Here is a 15,352-nt window from a genome sequence, read left to right on the forward strand (position 1 = left end):
TTCAATTACGACGTGAGCGTGCGGTCGATGTTTTGTCCCAAAATGGCGCGTTCAAGTCAAAAACGCACCGAATGTGTGCCCATCCGCAAGCAAGGGTGCACCACCGTGGTGTTTGTGCGGGCAAAGCCGCCGAGATTGACGGTTTTCTGCAGCAATAAAACCTGGCATGGAAAGTGCTTTTGAGAGATACGCCGGTGTCATTTTTCTGAAAAGAATCCGGTTAGCCGTGCCGGCATTTCCGCCGCTATCACCTCTCTTTCCGCACAGGATCCGCACCATGAAACGCACGCTGCTCGCCTTGCCCCTCGTGTTCTCGGCCAGTTATGCAGTTATCGCCCATGCAGAACCCACTGATTTGGGTGCAGGTTTCTCGCTTAGCGGCAATGCCGCTATCGTCAGCGACTACCGGTTCCGGGGGTACTCACAGACCAATTTCCGTCCGGCCGTTCAAGTCGGTTTTGATTTGGCGCACAGCTCGGGTTTTTACCTGGGAAACTGGAACTCCAACGTCTCTGATTTCGTCTTTCCCGAGGGCAACCTGGAAATGGATTTCTACGGGGGTTGGAAAGGGGCGCTGGGCGACAGCGGATTGAGCCTGGACGTCGGCGCGCTGTATTACTACTACCCTGGCTCAAAGTCGCCCAAAGGCGGCAACTACAACAATACGGACCTCTATCTGGGGCTGAGCTACGAAAACTATTCCTTGAAGTATTCGTATACCCCGAGCGATTTTTTCAGCACGCCGGACAGCAAAGGAACGTGGTATCTGGACGGCACGGCCAACTTTGATCTGGGCGACGGCTGGGGCCTCGTGGCGCACGTGGGTTACCAGAAGCTGAAGAAACAGGTCAACATGGATGGCGACGATATCAACCATTATGTGGACTACAAACTGGGCGTGACCAAGGATCTGAAAGGCTGGGTGCTGGGCCTGGCCGCCGTCGGCGCCTCCAAGGACAACTGGCTGCCCACCAAAAACGGCCATCCGTCAGGGCGTTTGGGCGCCGTGTTTTCAGTGGCGAGGGCGTTTTAATCGTTATTGTGTCCGGGCCAGGGCTGAGATCAGGCGTAGCTGAACGCAGGATTTCATGCACTGCTGCGAGTGCCACAGATCGCTGATGCGAGCTTAAAACGGGTCCGCATCAGCAGCCGGTCTGCAGTCTTCCGCTTCTCTTTTACAATACCCGGTTGCCCGTATCAGCCTGGATTGCACAAGAAATGGCCGAAGTACTGAATATCGAATCCCTGGACCTCGAGGCCCGGGGCATTGCGCGCCGCGACGGCAAGGTCGTGTTCGTCGAGGGCGCGCTGCCTTCCGAACGCGTCACCGCCGAGACCGTGCGTCGTAAACCGTCGTATGAAATCGCGCGCGTCGCAGACATCCTGCGTCCGTCGTCGTTGCGCGTCACGCCGCGCTGCCCGCATTTTGGCGTCTGCGGGGGCTGTGCCATGCAGCACGTCGAACCCAGCGCTCAGGTCGCCATCAAGCAGCGTTCGCTGGAGGATACGTTCTGGCACGTGGGCAAGCTGCGTCCGCAACGCATTTTGCCGGCGCTGCATGGCCCGACCTGGGGCTATCGTTACCGTGCTCGGCTGTCCGTGCGCGTGGTGCCGAAAAAAGGCGGCGTGCTGGTTGGCTTTCATGAACGCAAAAGCAGTTACGTGGCCGATATGCGCGAGTGCCACGTTTTGCCGAAACACGTCAGCGACATGCTGATGCCGTTGCGCGCCATGATCGCGTCGATGTCACAACCCACCCGCATGCCGCAGATCGAGGTCGCACTCGGTGAGGGCGTCACGGCCCTGGTGTTGCGCCACCTCGAGCCATTGACCGATGGCGATATTGCGATCTTGCGCGCGTTTGCCGCCAAACACGATGTGCAATGGTGGCTGCAGCCCAAAGGGCCGGATACCGTGCACACGCTCGAGCGTGAACACGCCGACGCGCTGGCCTACACCATGCCGCAATTCGGCCTGCGCATGCCATATCGGCCGACCGATTTTACGCAGGTCAATCACGCCATCAACCGCGCCATGGTATCGCGCGCATTGATGTTGTTGGACGTGCAGCCCACGGACCGTGTTGCCGATCTGTTCTGCGGACTGGGGAATTTCACGTTGCCTTTGGCCACACAGGGCCGCGAGGCGGTGGGCATCGAGGGCAGCAAGGCACTGACCGATCGCGCGCTGGACGCAGCGACACGCCATGGTTTGGCCGACCGCACGAGCTTTGCCACGTTGAACTTGTTCGAGGTGGATGTCGAATGGCTGCGTGGCCTGGGATATTTTGATCGCATGTTGATCGACCCGCCGCGTGAGGGCGCGCACGCGGTGGCGCAAGCGCTCGCGGTGCTGTCGGCCGAGGAGCGTCCCCGCCGTATTGTCTATGTGTCCTGTAATCCGGCGACCTTGGCGCGCGACGCGGCCATCATGGTGCACGAAGGCGGCTACGTGCTAAAGAGTGCCGGCGTGATCAATATGTTTCCGCATACGGGGCACGTAGAATCGATCGCGGTATTCGAATCGTTGCCAGAGGCCGGCGTGCTGGCAGCGCAGGAACAGACCCGGGTGAGAAAGGCCAAAGAGGCCCAAGAGGCTCGCGAAGCCCAAGAAGCCAAAGAGGCACAAGCGGCCGCGGACGCAGTAGCGCAGATTGCCGCTTGATAAGCCAGTCGCAGCGCCTTGGGCCGGCGAACGAAAGCAGGGCGATACCGCGCAGTTTCTGTGCTGCGCGAGCGGTCCGCGCGAATCAGGCTGAGAGCGTGCCAGTCACCGGATCGTAGGCGTCCTTATCGAGAGGCTCCAATGGGAACATGGGCTTTGCGCGTTTCTTGAAGTCGAACAGCGACCAGTCAGAACTCGTCACGCCCGGACTGTCGCATTCGATCAACGCCGATGAGATCGGCACGAACACGGGCCGGCAATACATGCGCGACTTCACGAGAATGAATTTGGCCTGCGTGGGTTCCAGCCCCATGCTGCGGAACACACCCAGGTCCCAGGGCTCATGCGTGCGTTCGGTCAGTACCAGTTGCGCGGCGCCGATATCCAGTACGGCGCTGCGTCCCATGCAAGCCAGTTGACCCGTATAGGTAGGGCCCGAGATCACGTATTCGCCATTGGTGACGGCACGCACGGTGCCGCGTAATGTGACTGGCGGCGTATTGCGGCCGATCTCCGCAATAGGGCGCTTATTGCCCACTGGTAATTCGACCGTGGCACCCACGCCAGCTTCAGACAGTTTTTGCACTGCCTCGGGGTCGCAATACAGCCCCGCCTGTATGCCCGTCAGGCCGGCGTCCAGCGCGGCCATCAGTACATCCATCGTGTCGCAGGTGCCGCCGCTCATGCAATTGTCGCCATGGTCCAGCAGCAGCACGGGCTTGTCTGCGGTTTCAGCCAGCGCTTTTGCACGGACGAGCGACTGCGCCAGCGGCTCGCTGTCGTACAGGAATCCCTCGCGGTTGGCCCAGATCGAGCCGGCGATTTCAGCCGCCACGCGATCCGCGGCTGCCGCGTCGCCATCACCCACCACCACGACGCTCAGGCACGGGTTCGGAATGTCGGCCAGGCCAAAGCCCGCCAGGATGGACACGCCCAGCGCACCGGCAGCCTCGGCGTTGCGTGCGGCGTGCACGGCGTCCTGCATGGCACCCTCGGCCGTGTTGCTGCGCAGGGTATGCGACACCAGCGGCAGGCTGCGCCACGCGATCACGGGCTTGCATTTGCCGTCCATACTGTCGAACAGCAGGCGGCCGGCGTGTTCGCCCGTTTCGTACATGTCGACATGCGGATAGGTTTTAAAACTGATGATGACGTTGGCGTTATCGATCATTTTCTGCGTGACGTTCGCATGCAGATCGAGCGCCACCGCGATCGGCGTGTCCGGGGCGGCAGCGCGCACGCGTTCGAGCAAATCGCCTTCACCATCATCGGTGGTCTCAACGGCCATCGCGCCGTGCAGGTCCAGCAGGATGGCATCGCAGCTCGCCGCCTCGGCAATGATGCAATCGCAGATCTGTTGATAGGCCTGTGCATCCACCCGGCCACTGGGATAGGCTGTCGCTGACACGGGGGTGACGAGCTCGGCCTCGCGTGCCTCGGCCAGATCGATGAATGCCGACATGGCCGTGCGCTTGCCCTTGTTTTCTGCGTAGGCGTCGGCGCCGTAGGTGGGGCCATCGTTACCGAACGAGGATAGCGGTGTCGGGACCGGCGAGAACGTGTTGGTCTCGTGGTTCATGCGTGCGATCAGGACTTTCATGTGCAACGGCTCGGATCAGTGAGAGGGATGTCTTTACGCAGGGAAGGGCGTCGTCAAACGGCTTGCTTTGCCGCGCGTGTTTGAATCGCGCCGCAGCAGCGCAACATCGCGTGCAGCAACACGTTGCAGCCTGCTTCCAGGTGGTCAGGTTGCGCGTCTTCGATTTCATTATGGCTGATGCCATCTTTGCACGGCACGAAGATCATCGCCGTCGGTGTCACGCGTGCCATGTAGACGGCGTCGTGACCCGCGCCGCTGATCACGTCCAGATGATCCAGGCCGAGCGTAGCCGCGCCATCGCGGACCGCCTGCACCAAACGCGGCTCGAAGGGTTGGGGCGGGAAATAAACCACTTCTTTCGATTCGACCTCAATTTTTCCGGGCACGGCGAGGTCCTGTACGGTGCGTGCCAACGCAGCGGCCATGCTGTCCAGCGTGGCGTCATCGGCTGCGCGCATATCTACGGTCAGGCTGACGCGGCCAGGAATGACATTGCGCGAATTAGGGAAGTTATCCAGACAACCCACAGTGCCGCGGCCATGGGGCGCATGATCGAGTGCAATACGATTGACCGCGCGGATCACATCGGCGGCGACCAATAAGGCATCGCGGCGCAGTTCCATCGGTGTCGGGCCGGCGTGCGCTTCCTGGCCGGTGATGACGATGTCGTACCAACGCTGGCCTAATGCTCCTGCGACCGCGCCGATGGTGATGTTCTTGGCCTCGAGGATAGGCCCTTGTTCGATGTGCGCTTCGAAATAGGCTGCGACGTCACGCCCGCCGACGGGGTCCGGGCCGGCATAGTCGATGTCATTCAACGCTTGCCGCACGGATATGCCGTCGCGGTCAACCGCATTCATGGCATGATCCAGCGTAAAGGCACCAGCATATACACCGGAACCCATCATGACCGGCACGAAACGCGATCCCTCTTCGTTGGTCCACACCACGACTTCGACGGGGGCCTCGGTTTCGATGCCGTGATCGTGCAGCGTGCGCAGGACTTCAATGCCTGACAATACCCCATAGTTGCCGTCGAATTTTCCGCCGGTTGGTTGCGTGTCGATGTGACTGCCGGTCATGACAGGCGGCAGATCGTCGCGCAGACCGGGGCGGCGCATGAAGATATTGCCAATCGCGTCTACGCGCACTGTGCAGCCCAGTTCGCGGGCCCAGGACGAGACCAGGTCGCGCCCTTGGCGATCCAGATCAGTCAATGCCAGACGGCAGACGCCGCCCTTGTCTGTGGCGCCGATTTGCGCCAGTTCCATCAGTGAGTTCCACAGACGGTCGCCGTTCACGCGCAGGGCGCTGACGGATTCTAACGTTGTCATTTCCATGGTGATTTCCTTCCAGCGTGCCGTGCGTTATACACCCACGCCCAAATAACGGTCTTTGACGTCATCATTGGCTAAAAAGGCCGCGTTCGTGCCTTCGTAGACAATGGCGCCTTGTTCGATGATGAAATGGTGATCTGCGAGTTGTGTGCAGACTTCCAGATTTTGTTCGACCAGCAAGATTGTGACACCGGCCTGTTTGATCAGCTTGATCTGCGCCACGATTTCTTCCACGATGACTGGCGCCAGGCCCTCTACGGGCTCGTCCAACATTAGCACGCGCGGATGGTTCATCAAGGCTCGGCCTATGGCCAGCATCTGTTGCTCGCCCCCTGACAGCTGTCCGCCGCCATTACGGCGCCGTTCCTTCAGGCGCGGAAAGATCTTGTAGACATCGTCCAGTTGCCAGGGCGATTGGCGGCGAGCGCCGAGTTTCAGATTTTCCTCGACCGTCAGCAGCTTGAAAATGCCGCGATGTTCCGGCACCAGGCACACGCCCATCGCGGCGATTCTGTGTGCGGGCAGCCCCGTGATGTCGCGGGAATGCAGCCGAATGCTGCCCGCCCGGGGCGCGATCACCCCCGCGATTGATTTGAGTGTGGTGGACTTGCCAGCGCCGTTGCGGCCCAACAGCGTGACGACAGAACCCTCGGGTACGGTCAGCGACACGCCTTGCAGGATATGGCTCTTGCCGTAATAACTGTGGATGGCGTCGATCTGCAGGCTCATGCGCGGCCTCCGGTAATCATGTTGCCCAGATACGCGGCACGCACGCGCTCGTCGTTGCGGATAACGTCGGGCCGGCCTTCGACCAGGACCCGGCCTTGCTGCATGACCGTGATCGTGTCCGAGATATCCATCACGATGTTCATGTTGTGTTCGATCAGCACTACGGTGTGATCGTCGCGCAGGCCACGGATCAGGTGCTTCATTTCATCCAGATCGTCGACACCCATGCCGGAGGTAGGTTCGTCCAGGAAAATGGCGCGCGGTCTGGCCGCCAGCGCCATGCCGACCTCCAGCCGCCGTTGCTGGCCGTGTGACAAGGCCCCCGCAGTCACGCCGGCCAGGCGCGTCAACCCCATACGTTGCATCGACGTGTCGACGATATCGGCATGCGCGCGAGCGCCCGATGGCGGATGCCAGCAATCGAAAGCTCCCGACCGGTGTACCCCTTGAGCCGCCAGACGCAGGTTTTCGCGCACGGACAGGTTCGTGAACAGGCTGGTGACCTGGAACGAGCGCGCAATGCCGCGCTGCACGCGTTGGTGGTCTGCTTCGCGCGTGACGTCGTGGCCGTCGAACACGATGCTGCCTTCGCTGGCCATCAGCGTGCCGGTCAGTGTGTGGAATAGGGTGGTCTTGCCAGCGCCATTAGGACCGATCACGGAATGCACGGTGCGCGGATAGATCTGCAGATCGACGCCATGCAACGCGACAAACTTGCCGAACCGCTTGATGATGCCGCGAGCTTGTAATAGGGGCTGCGCCGTGGGCGAGGAAGGCGCCGTCGTGGCTGCAATGCCGTCATGCGTTGTCATGCGCGTTCCTCCTTGGTGGTGTCACCCGTGGCGGGAGTTCGCCGTGTCGCCAGCCACAGGCGTTCGCCCAGGCCCCACAGGCCTTTCTGCATAAACAGGCTGACAGCAATCAACAGGAAGCCCAACAACATCAACCAACGCGGCCATAGTGTGGATAGCCAGTCTGCGAACAAAACATAAAACGCCGCGCCCAGCACCGACGCAAATAGATTGCCGGTGCCACCGATCACAGTCATGACCAGAATCATTTCACTGGTGTGGTATTCGATACTGGACAGCGGCGCGATGCCGGTCATCATGGCCAGGAACGCGCCCGCCAGCGCGGTGACAGCGCCAGAGATGGCAAAGGCCGCCAGTTTGAACATCTTTACGTTGTAGCCTACCGCGGCGGCGCGCGCCTCGTTATCGCGTATGGCCAATAAGGTACGTCCGAATACGGAATTCGTGATGCGCAGCAATAGCCAGAACACGATCAGGAAGCACACCGCCACAAAGGTATAGAACTGCCAGGGCGATGCGAGCGACATCAGCTCTGAGCCTGCCACCGACAACGGAGGACGAGGCACATCGAGCAAGCCGTTGTCGCCGCCGGTCAGGTCGGGCAAGCTATAGGCCAGAAAATAAAACATCTGCGCAAAGGCCAACGTCAGCATGACGAAGTACGTGCCGCGTTGGCGGATGGCGAACCAGCCGACAAAGGCTGCGGCGAGGGCGCCCACCACGACGGCGGCTACCAAGGCCAATGGCATCGGCAATGCGAACCGTGTCAGCAGAATCCCGACCGTATAGCTGCCCAGCCCGAAAAAAATGCCCTGGCCGAACGATAGCAAGCCGGTAAAACCCAATAGCAGGTTGCAGCCCAGTACCGCGAGCGCGTAGATTAATACCTCGGTCGCCAGCGATCCGGACTGCATGCACAGCGGCAGTATCAATGCAACCAGCAGCGCCAGCACCAGTTGCATATGGGATTTCAATCGTGTCATCAGCCTCTCCCCAGCAGACCGTGCGGACGCAGCAGCAATACGGCGCCCATGGCGACGTAGATCATCAAGCGGGCGCCCTCGGGCCACAGCGTGCTCATGACACTCTGCACGATGCCTATCAGCAGGCCGCCCACCAGCGCGCCGGAAAAGCTGCCCATGCCACCTACCACCACAATGACGAATGCGATGCCCAATGCCTCGATGCCCATGAACGGCTCGACGCCACGGATGGGCGCGGCCAGCACGCCCGCCAGTGCCGCGGTGGCCGCGCCTAGCGCGAATACCAGACTGAAGACACGGAATACATTGATTCCCAGCAGCGACACCATCTCGGTCGACTCGCTGCCTGCCCGCACTGCGCTGCCCAATCGCGTGCCCTCAAGCACGTACCACAACAGCAAGGCGAACACGGCAGTAAAGCCGATCACGAACAAACGATATTTGGGATAGATAAAGCTGCCCCACATCACGACGCCTTGCAGGGAGGCAGGAGCGGCGACGTTATCGCCCAGCGGTCCCCAGATCACGATGACGGCTTCCTGCAGGACTAGCGCCAGGCCGACTGTGATCAAGATGTGAAACTCATGCGGCTGCGCGTACACGTGCCGCAGCACGACTTTTTCAACCACCCAGGCGCAGGCGCCCACAATCAGCGGCACGATGGCCAGGGCGATCCAGAAATTCAGGCCCCATTGAATGGCCTGAAAACAGAAATAGGCGCCCAGCAGGTAAAACGCGCCATGCGCAAAGTTGACGAAGCGCAAGAGACCGAAAATGATGGACAAGCCGACCGCCAGCAGGAAGTACAGCATGCCCACGCCGATTCCATTGACCACCTGAAGCAAGTAAACGTTCATGCAGAGTGTGCGTAGAGAAGAGAGGATGTCCGAAGACGGAAACCGCGACGTGCCTGATATCAAGCGCGTCGCGGCGTGCGGACATTACATCTTGCAGCCGGTCTCGGCAACGGGCAGGAACGATTGTCCGGAATGGACAATGGTCGCGTAATCGTCCTTGTCCTTCATGTCGGATTTTTTCTTGCCCTTCAGCAGGTAGTAATTTTTCAGTACCTGGTGATCTTCCTTGCGGATCTCTTCGGTGCCGGTCAGGCCTTCGTAGCGCATGCCTTCCATTTGTGCAATGACTTTCGCGGGATCATCGCTGTTGGCCTTGATCATGGCGTCCACCATGATGCGCGTGCAGATATAGGAGCCTGCCAGGCTGTAGTTGGGATTCATCTTCAGCTTGGACTGCGTCAGTTGAACCAGTTCCTTATTTAACGGCGAATCGATGCCGTGCCAGTATTGCGCGCCAAAATATACGTCTTCGCATAGATCCGCACCCAGGCTTTCGAATTGCTCCAGACCCGATGCCCAGGCAATCAGGATGGTGCAGTTCTGCTTCATGCCAAAGCTGACTGCCTGGCGCAGCGTGTCGGACGATTGTGAGCCAAAGTTCAGAATCAGCAGAATGTCCGGCTGCGCGGCCATGGCGTTGGTCAAATAGCCGCTGAACTCCTTTTCGGTCAACGAGTGGTAGCTGTTGCCGACGTGTTCGATGCCTTTTTCCTTGAGGATCGCTTTGGCGGCGTTCAACAGTCCTTCGCCGAACACGTACTGCGGCGTGATGGTGTAGACGCGCTTGGCGCCTGGCTTTTCTGCCAGCAGCGGGCGCAGGGTCTGTTCGATCGCGCCAAAGGTGGGCACCGACCAGCGGAATGTCGCGCGGTTGCAGTCCTTGCCGGTGATCTCATCTGCGCCCGCGGTGGTGATGAATACGGCATTTGCCTTTTCTGCTTCTTTGCCCATGGCCAATGCTTCGGACGACAGGATGCCGCCGGCCCAGAATTTGGCGCCTTTCTGCTGGGCGATTTCCTGTACCTTGCGCACCGCCGTGGCCGGTTTGCCTTCGGTGTCCAGCACGGTATAGGCCAAGGGGCGATCCAGCGCCTTGCCATATTGTTCCAAGGCCAGCTTCATGCCCAAGTCCGCGAATTTACCGTTTGCGGCGAATGCCCCGGACATAGGGACCGGGCAGGCGAATTGAATTGCACCAGCGGATTGCGCCAGCGCGGAACGAGCGGCCCACAATGAGCCCGGCACTGCGCCCAACGCAGCCATCTTCAAGAGGTTACGGCGATTCAAGATTTTTCTCCCTGGCCGCGGCGCGCACGGGCGGCGGCATATAGACGTTATATGCGCGGCTCGCGCGCATTCCTGTACGGCTGACTCTGACTCGAAGTGGAGTTGGTGTTTCCACTGATGCTGCGCCTGCGCTCCTATTTATCATGATAAATAGGATTAATATCATAATCGTGCACGGCAGCAATCGGTGTCAAGAATCCGGGTATCAGGTTTAACCCTGGGTCAGGCCGATGCACCGAAAGCAGTGAGGATGACAATGACGCGACCCATGCGCAAAGGATCGTTATGGACTTTGACAGTCAGGACATGCAGCCCACGGCAGCGATGGGCCAACCCAAACGCAGCGATCTGGTGGCCGAAGAAATCAAGCGGCTGATTACCGCCAAGAACCTGTTGCCGGGCGACAAGCTGCCGCGCGAAAGCGAATTGCAGAGTATGTTCGCCGTGAGCAAAAGCACGATCCGCGAAGCACTGAAGTCCCTGGAAGTGCAGGGCTTGGTGAAGGTCAGCACTGGGCCTGGCGGAGGCGGGATGGTGGTCGAGGTCCCGCTGGATCGTACGTTCCAGTTGATGCAGAACTACCTGTTTTTCAAGGAAGTCCGCATCGAGGATATCTACCAGGTGCGCAAGCTGCTGGAGCCGGAGCTGGCCGCCAGCGCCGTCGCCCATTTGACCGATGCGCACTTTGCCGCGCTGGAGCACAACATCCAATGCTGCGATCCCATGGCCGAACATGTCGAGGACCCGTTGGCGCAGCGCCAGGAAGAAATGAACTTCCACGACATTTTTGCCGCGGCCTGCCCGAATTCGTTTTTGCGCTTCAGCTGCGAGATGATCAACCAGATGATCCGGCAACTGACCGTATTCGATAACGAGATGCCTCTGCAGGAACAGGCGAAATTCGGTATGTCGAACACGAAATTCCACAAGCAGATCCTGCAAGCTGCGCGCGAGCGCGATGCAGACCGCGTACGAGCCTTGATGAGCGATCACATGCATGACTGCATGCGTTCAGTGACACGCATGCACGGCAAACTGAAAGGCCGCTTGATTCTGGATTCGGAAATGTCCCGCCGCACGATGGCGCGCAATGCGCGCCGGGCAGGGCGACAGAAGGCTGGAGGGTAGATTGTCACGCATGCGCGGAATGATGTGGGTGATCTGTGGTCGCGCTGAAATGGACGCCCAGCGCGCTCATCACCTTGCGTAGCGTGAGATAGCTTGGGTTGGCGCCCGGGGCTAAGGCTTTATAAAGGCTGGTACGGCCGAGCCCTGTCTTTTTTGCAATCTCTGTGATACCTCGAGCACGCGCGGCAACGGAAAGCGCGCTGAGAAAAACATCTGGATTTTCATCTTTCGCCGCCTCGGCGAGAAACATGGCGATAGCCTCATCATTCTCCAGGTATTCTGCTGCGTCGAATTCTCGTAGTTCAACCATTTTTATTGCTCCGCTGAATGTCAGCCCAAAGCTTCTTTGCTCGTGCGATGTCCTTTGGCTGTGTGTTCTTGTTGCCACCGAGCAATAAGAGGTACACGACGTCACCCTGCCTCGCGAAATAGATCCGGTATCCAGAGCCTACATGGACGCGCATTTCGCTCAAACCATTGCCGATTGATTCGACGTCCCCGAAATTGCCGTTCTGCGCCCGGTGCACCCTCGCGACGATGTGGGTCTTAGCGACTACGTCTCGTATTGAGGACAGCCATATATCAAACTCTTTGGTGCGTAGAAACTTCAATATCTGCGATTGTATCCTTTGGGATACACATATTCAACTGACAGAAGTTGAATCTTAGAGAGCGGCTGGCGGTCGCACAATTCGCCTACAGGACCAATTTATCGCACTTCACTTCTACCCTCATGCGTTACTGAAACGCCGCCCAACTCCTCGATGATCGGACATTCCGGTCGATTGTTCCCCTTGCAGTGCTCGGCCAGATGCCGCAGCGTATCGGCCATTTGCTGCAGTTCTGCGGCCTTGCGTTCCAGGCCTTCGACGTGACTTAACGCAACGCGCTTCACATCCGCGCTGGCGCGGTCACGGTCTCGCCACAGGGCCAGCAGCTCGTGCATCTGCTCCACGGAAAATCCCAGATCCCGCGCACGGCGCACGAAGCGCAAGGTGTGCAGTTCCTTGTCTCCGTAGACGCGATATCCGGCGTCCGTGCGTGTAGCCGAGTCGATCAGGCCGATACTTTCGTAGTAGCGAATCATCTTGGCAGAGATCCCCGAAGCGGCGGCAGCTTGTCCAATATTCATGGCTTCAATCTCCTAAACAGCGGCAGGCCGTGCGCTGGCGCGAAAACGGCGCAGGCGCAGCGCGTTACCCAATACAAACACGCTGGACATGGCCATTGCGGCAGCGGCAAACATCGGCGAAAGCGCTATGCCATACGCGGGATACAGCGCGCCCGCCGCTACCGGTATCAAGGCTACGTTGTAGGCGAATGCCCAGAACAGGTTCTGCCGGATATTGGCCATCGTGGCGCGGCTCAAAGCGATAGCATCGGGAACGGCATTCAGATCTCCCGCCATGAGGACCACCGATGCGGCTTCGATGGCAACATCGGTGCCGGTGCCGATAGCAATGCCGATGTCCGAGGCCGCCAATGCCGGAGCGTCGTTGATCCCATCGCCGACAAACGCCAGGCGTCGTCCGTTCTTGCGCAGGTCTTCAATCGCGGCGACTTTGCCGTCCGGCAGGACTTCGGCGCGTACTTCGTCGATACCCAGCTGGCGGGCAACGCCACGGGCAGTATGCATGTTGTCGCCGGTAATCATCGCGGTCTGGATGCCCAGGCGATGCAGCGTGGCGATGGCTTGCGCAGCGGAAGGCTTGACCGGATCGCTGACCGCGACCATGGCAGCCATTTGCCCGTCTACGGCTACGTAGATGGGGGTTTTGCCTGCCTCGCCCCAGGCGGCAATGGGGTCTTGCATAGCGGCATGATCCACATCGAGCTTTGCTGTGATGTCTACGCCATGCTCGGACATCAAACGGCTATTGCCGGCGATGATATTGCGACCTTCGGTGGTGGCTTGTACGCCGGCACCGGTGAAGGCCTGGAAATCGTCGGCTTTTGGCAGACTCAGGCCGCGTTCTTCGGCGGCCGCGACGATGGCCAAGGCAATGGGGTGTTCGGACCGAGTCTGTACGGCAGCGAGCCAGCGCAGCACCTCTGTCTCGTCGAATCCATTCATCACATGGATATCAGTGAGCGCGGGCTTGCCTTCGGTCAAGGTGCCGGTCTTGTCGAACGCGATCACGTCCACGTCGCGCAGTGCCTGCAAGGCATCGCCCTGGCGAAACAGGATACCCATATCCGCCGCTCGGCCGGTGCCCACCATGATCGAGGTCGGCGTGGCCAACCCCATGGCGCAGGGGCAGGCGATGATGAGCACCGCGACCGCATTTACCAACGCAAAGGGCAGGGCAGGCGCCGGCCCCCACATCAGCCACGCGGCAAAGGTGAGCAGCGCAGCGGTCATCACGGCTGGCACAAACCAGGCGGTGACCTGATCGACGAGCGCCTGAATGGGCAGACGCGCGCCTTGGGCGGCCTCCACCATACCGATGATGCGTGCCAACATCGTGTCCGCACCGGTGTGCGTGACGCGCAGTGTGAAACTGCCTGAGGTGTTCAGGGTGCCGCCGGTCGCGGACATGCCTACGTTTTTTTCGACAGGAACCGGCTCGCCCGTCAACATCGACTCATCGACAAAGGAGCGGCCTTCGATAATCTCACCGTCGATGGGAATTTTTTCTCCCGGACGGACAACGACATGTTCGCCGCGCAAGACCTGTTCAATGGGAACGTCCTGCAACTTTCCCTCGCGGAGCACGCGCGCGGTGCGCGGCTGCAGGCCGATCAGACGCTTGATGGCGGCGCCGGTGCGGCCTTTGGCGCGAGCTTCCAGCATACGTCCCAATAGAATCAATGTGACGATAACGGCGGCCGCCTCGAAATAGACGTGCAGCGCGTTGCTGGGTAGCCAGTCCGGCAAAAAGGTCGCGACAGTGGAGTAGCCCCACGCTGCGCCTGCACCGACAGCAACCAGAGAGTTCATCTCTGGCGCGCGCCGCCATAAAGCGGTGAGGCCTTTGGTAAAAAACACGCGGCCAGGCCAGGCCAGCACGAGCGTGGTCAGGACGAACTGCAATAGCCAGCTATTTTCCCGGCCCAGGGTGTCGAGAATCCAGTGATGAAAGGCCGGCACAATGTGCGAGCCCATTTCCAATATGAACACCGGCAAGGTCAGGATCACCGCTACCGTAAAGGCACGGCGCAGCGCACGAGCCTCGTCGGCTCGGGCCTGGGCCTGGCGATCTTCGTGTCCGTCGTTGGCGGTGATAGGCTGGGCCTCATAGCCCATGCGAACGACGGCAGCAATCAGGGCCTCGGCATTCGCGGCAGCAGGGTCATAATTCACCTGCGCGCGTTCGGTGGCCAGGTTGACGCTGGCCTGATTCACGCCGGGTACGGCCGATAGTGCCTTTTCAACACGCTTGACGCACGAGGCGCAGGTCATGCCCGTAATGGCAAGCTCTGTCTGGGTGAGAGAGGAGGCGTTCACGATGAACTCCGTCAAAGTTGAGAGCGAATGGTGATAGTCTCAACCTTGACATAATGGGAAGGTCAAGCTTGATTGTACGCTTGACTTTGACATCATGGGAAGGTTTAAGCTGGTTGCAATCGGCCGTGTGCCACGCGAAACACATCTCGTGCCACGCGGACTTGATATTGACTACCTAAAAAGGAGCATTTATGTCTTTCCAATTCAACGTTCCCGATATGACCTGCGGCCATTGCGTGAGTACGATTACCAAGGCTGTGAAAGACGCGGTGCCCGGCGCCACCGTGACCACGGACCTGGGCGCGCATCGCGTCACGGTCGACGGAACTACCGACGTCGACGAAGTACGGCAGGCGATTGTGGACGCCGGCTATGAGGCGCAATTGGCCTGAGGCGGCTGTGGGAACAGGCCGTGCTGCAAAACGATGCGCAGGCGGCCTCGACCCGTTGGTGGTGCGACGGTTCACTTTACTGTTTAATTAACACTTTCTTTTTATTCTTAGTAGG

Annotated in this window: 16 protein-coding genes; 4 read left to right on the forward strand and 12 right to left on the reverse strand. The window is 59.7% G+C overall.

The window, feature by feature from the left end; translation table 11 throughout:
- Nucleotides 1-51: 51 nt before the first annotated feature.
- Nucleotides 52-288, reverse strand: a complete 237-nt coding sequence (locus tag ACNA0I_RS04910) for a hypothetical protein (RefSeq protein ID WP_415804944.1) — start codon at nucleotides 286-288, stop codon at nucleotides 52-54.
- Here ACNA0I_RS04910 and ACNA0I_RS04915 point away from each other — a divergent pair.
- A complete protein-coding gene (locus ACNA0I_RS04915; protein WP_415804945.1) occupies nucleotides 278-1,033 on the forward strand; it encodes a TorF family putative porin in 756 nt (251 codons plus the stop codon). The genes ACNA0I_RS04910 and ACNA0I_RS04915 overlap by 11 nt on opposite strands.
- Nucleotides 1,034-1,218: 185 nt before the next feature.
- On the forward strand, nucleotides 1,219-2,664 hold the full coding sequence (rlmD, locus tag ACNA0I_RS04920) for a 23S rRNA (uracil(1939)-C(5))-methyltransferase RlmD (RefSeq protein ID WP_415804946.1): 1,446 nt from the start codon (nucleotides 1,219-1,221) through the stop codon (nucleotides 2,662-2,664).
- Between the two features lie 85 nt (nucleotides 2,665-2,749).
- Here the strand turns inward: rlmD and ACNA0I_RS04925 are convergent, their stop codons facing one another.
- The 7 genes from ACNA0I_RS04925 to ACNA0I_RS04955 all read right to left on the reverse strand — a co-directional run bounded on the left by ACNA0I_RS04925 (nucleotide 2,750) and on the right by ACNA0I_RS04955 (nucleotide 10,269).
- Nucleotides 2,750-4,264 (reverse strand): M81 family metallopeptidase, encoded by a 1,515-nt coding sequence (locus ACNA0I_RS04925; RefSeq protein ID WP_415804947.1) that lies wholly within the window; start codon nucleotides 4,262-4,264, stop codon nucleotides 2,750-2,752.
- 53 nt (nucleotides 4,265-4,317) lie between these two features.
- Entirely contained in the window at nucleotides 4,318-5,604 is a 1,287-nt protein-coding gene (locus ACNA0I_RS04930) for a Zn-dependent hydrolase (RefSeq protein WP_415804948.1), read from the reverse strand.
- Nucleotides 5,605-5,631: 27 nt separating this feature from the next.
- The gene (locus ACNA0I_RS04935; RefSeq protein WP_415804949.1) at nucleotides 5,632-6,330 is read right to left on the reverse strand and encodes an ABC transporter ATP-binding protein; all 699 of its coding nucleotides are present in this window, start codon (nucleotides 6,328-6,330) and stop codon (nucleotides 5,632-5,634) included.
- Nucleotides 6,327-7,142: an ABC transporter ATP-binding protein gene (locus tag ACNA0I_RS04940; protein ID WP_415804950.1), complete on the reverse strand. Its 816-nt coding sequence runs from the start codon at nucleotides 7,140-7,142 to the stop codon at nucleotides 6,327-6,329. The genes ACNA0I_RS04935 and ACNA0I_RS04940 overlap by 4 nt, the downstream gene beginning before the upstream one ends.
- Nucleotides 7,139-8,125, reverse strand: coding sequence for a branched-chain amino acid ABC transporter permease (locus tag ACNA0I_RS04945; RefSeq protein ID WP_415804951.1), 987 nt, complete (start codon nucleotides 8,123-8,125; stop codon nucleotides 7,139-7,141). Before ACNA0I_RS04945 ends, ACNA0I_RS04940 begins: the two co-directional genes overlap by 4 nt.
- Nucleotides 8,125-8,982 (reverse strand): branched-chain amino acid ABC transporter permease, encoded by an 858-nt coding sequence (locus tag ACNA0I_RS04950; protein WP_415804952.1) that lies wholly within the window; start codon nucleotides 8,980-8,982, stop codon nucleotides 8,125-8,127. Before ACNA0I_RS04950 ends, ACNA0I_RS04945 begins: the two co-directional genes overlap by 1 nt.
- Nucleotides 8,983-9,066: 84 nt before the next feature.
- The gene (locus ACNA0I_RS04955; protein WP_415804953.1) at nucleotides 9,067-10,269 is read right to left on the reverse strand and encodes an ABC transporter substrate-binding protein; all 1,203 of its coding nucleotides are present in this window, start codon (nucleotides 10,267-10,269) and stop codon (nucleotides 9,067-9,069) included.
- A 285-nt stretch (nucleotides 10,270-10,554) separates the two neighbouring features.
- On the opposite strand from ACNA0I_RS04955, the gene ACNA0I_RS04960 reads away from it, so the two are divergent.
- Entirely contained in the window at nucleotides 10,555-11,397 is an 843-nt protein-coding gene (locus tag ACNA0I_RS04960; protein ID WP_415804954.1) for a FadR/GntR family transcriptional regulator, read from the forward strand.
- A 4-nt stretch (nucleotides 11,398-11,401) separates the two neighbouring features.
- Here the strand turns inward: ACNA0I_RS04960 and ACNA0I_RS04965 are convergent, their stop codons facing one another.
- The 4 genes from ACNA0I_RS04965 to ACNA0I_RS04980 all read right to left on the reverse strand — a co-directional run bounded on the left by ACNA0I_RS04965 (nucleotide 11,402) and on the right by ACNA0I_RS04980 (nucleotide 14,845).
- The gene (locus tag ACNA0I_RS04965) at nucleotides 11,402-11,707 is read right to left on the reverse strand and encodes an addiction module antidote protein (RefSeq protein ID WP_415804955.1); all 306 of its coding nucleotides are present in this window, start codon (nucleotides 11,705-11,707) and stop codon (nucleotides 11,402-11,404) included.
- On the reverse strand, nucleotides 11,700-12,008 hold the full coding sequence (locus ACNA0I_RS04970; protein ID WP_415804956.1) for a type II toxin-antitoxin system RelE/ParE family toxin: 309 nt from the start codon (nucleotides 12,006-12,008) through the stop codon (nucleotides 11,700-11,702). The genes ACNA0I_RS04965 and ACNA0I_RS04970 overlap by 8 nt, the downstream gene beginning before the upstream one ends.
- 98 nt (nucleotides 12,009-12,106) lie before the next feature.
- Nucleotides 12,107-12,529: a Cu(I)-responsive transcriptional regulator gene (gene cueR, locus ACNA0I_RS04975; protein WP_415804957.1), complete on the reverse strand. Its 423-nt coding sequence runs from the start codon at nucleotides 12,527-12,529 to the stop codon at nucleotides 12,107-12,109.
- Between the two features lie 12 nt (nucleotides 12,530-12,541).
- Nucleotides 12,542-14,845, reverse strand: a complete 2,304-nt coding sequence (locus ACNA0I_RS04980; RefSeq protein ID WP_415804958.1) for a heavy metal translocating P-type ATPase — start codon at nucleotides 14,843-14,845, stop codon at nucleotides 12,542-12,544.
- 191 nt (nucleotides 14,846-15,036) lie between these two features.
- Between ACNA0I_RS04980 and ACNA0I_RS04985 the strand changes: the two genes are divergently transcribed.
- On the forward strand, nucleotides 15,037-15,237 hold the full coding sequence (locus tag ACNA0I_RS04985) for a heavy-metal-associated domain-containing protein (RefSeq protein ID WP_415804959.1): 201 nt from the start codon (nucleotides 15,037-15,039) through the stop codon (nucleotides 15,235-15,237).
- Nucleotides 15,238-15,352: the final 115 nt, after the last annotated feature.

It is taken from the genome of Bordetella muralis, assembly GCF_965139205.1.
GTDB lineage: Bacteria > Pseudomonadota > Gammaproteobacteria > Burkholderiales > Burkholderiaceae_B > Bordetella_A > Bordetella_A muralis.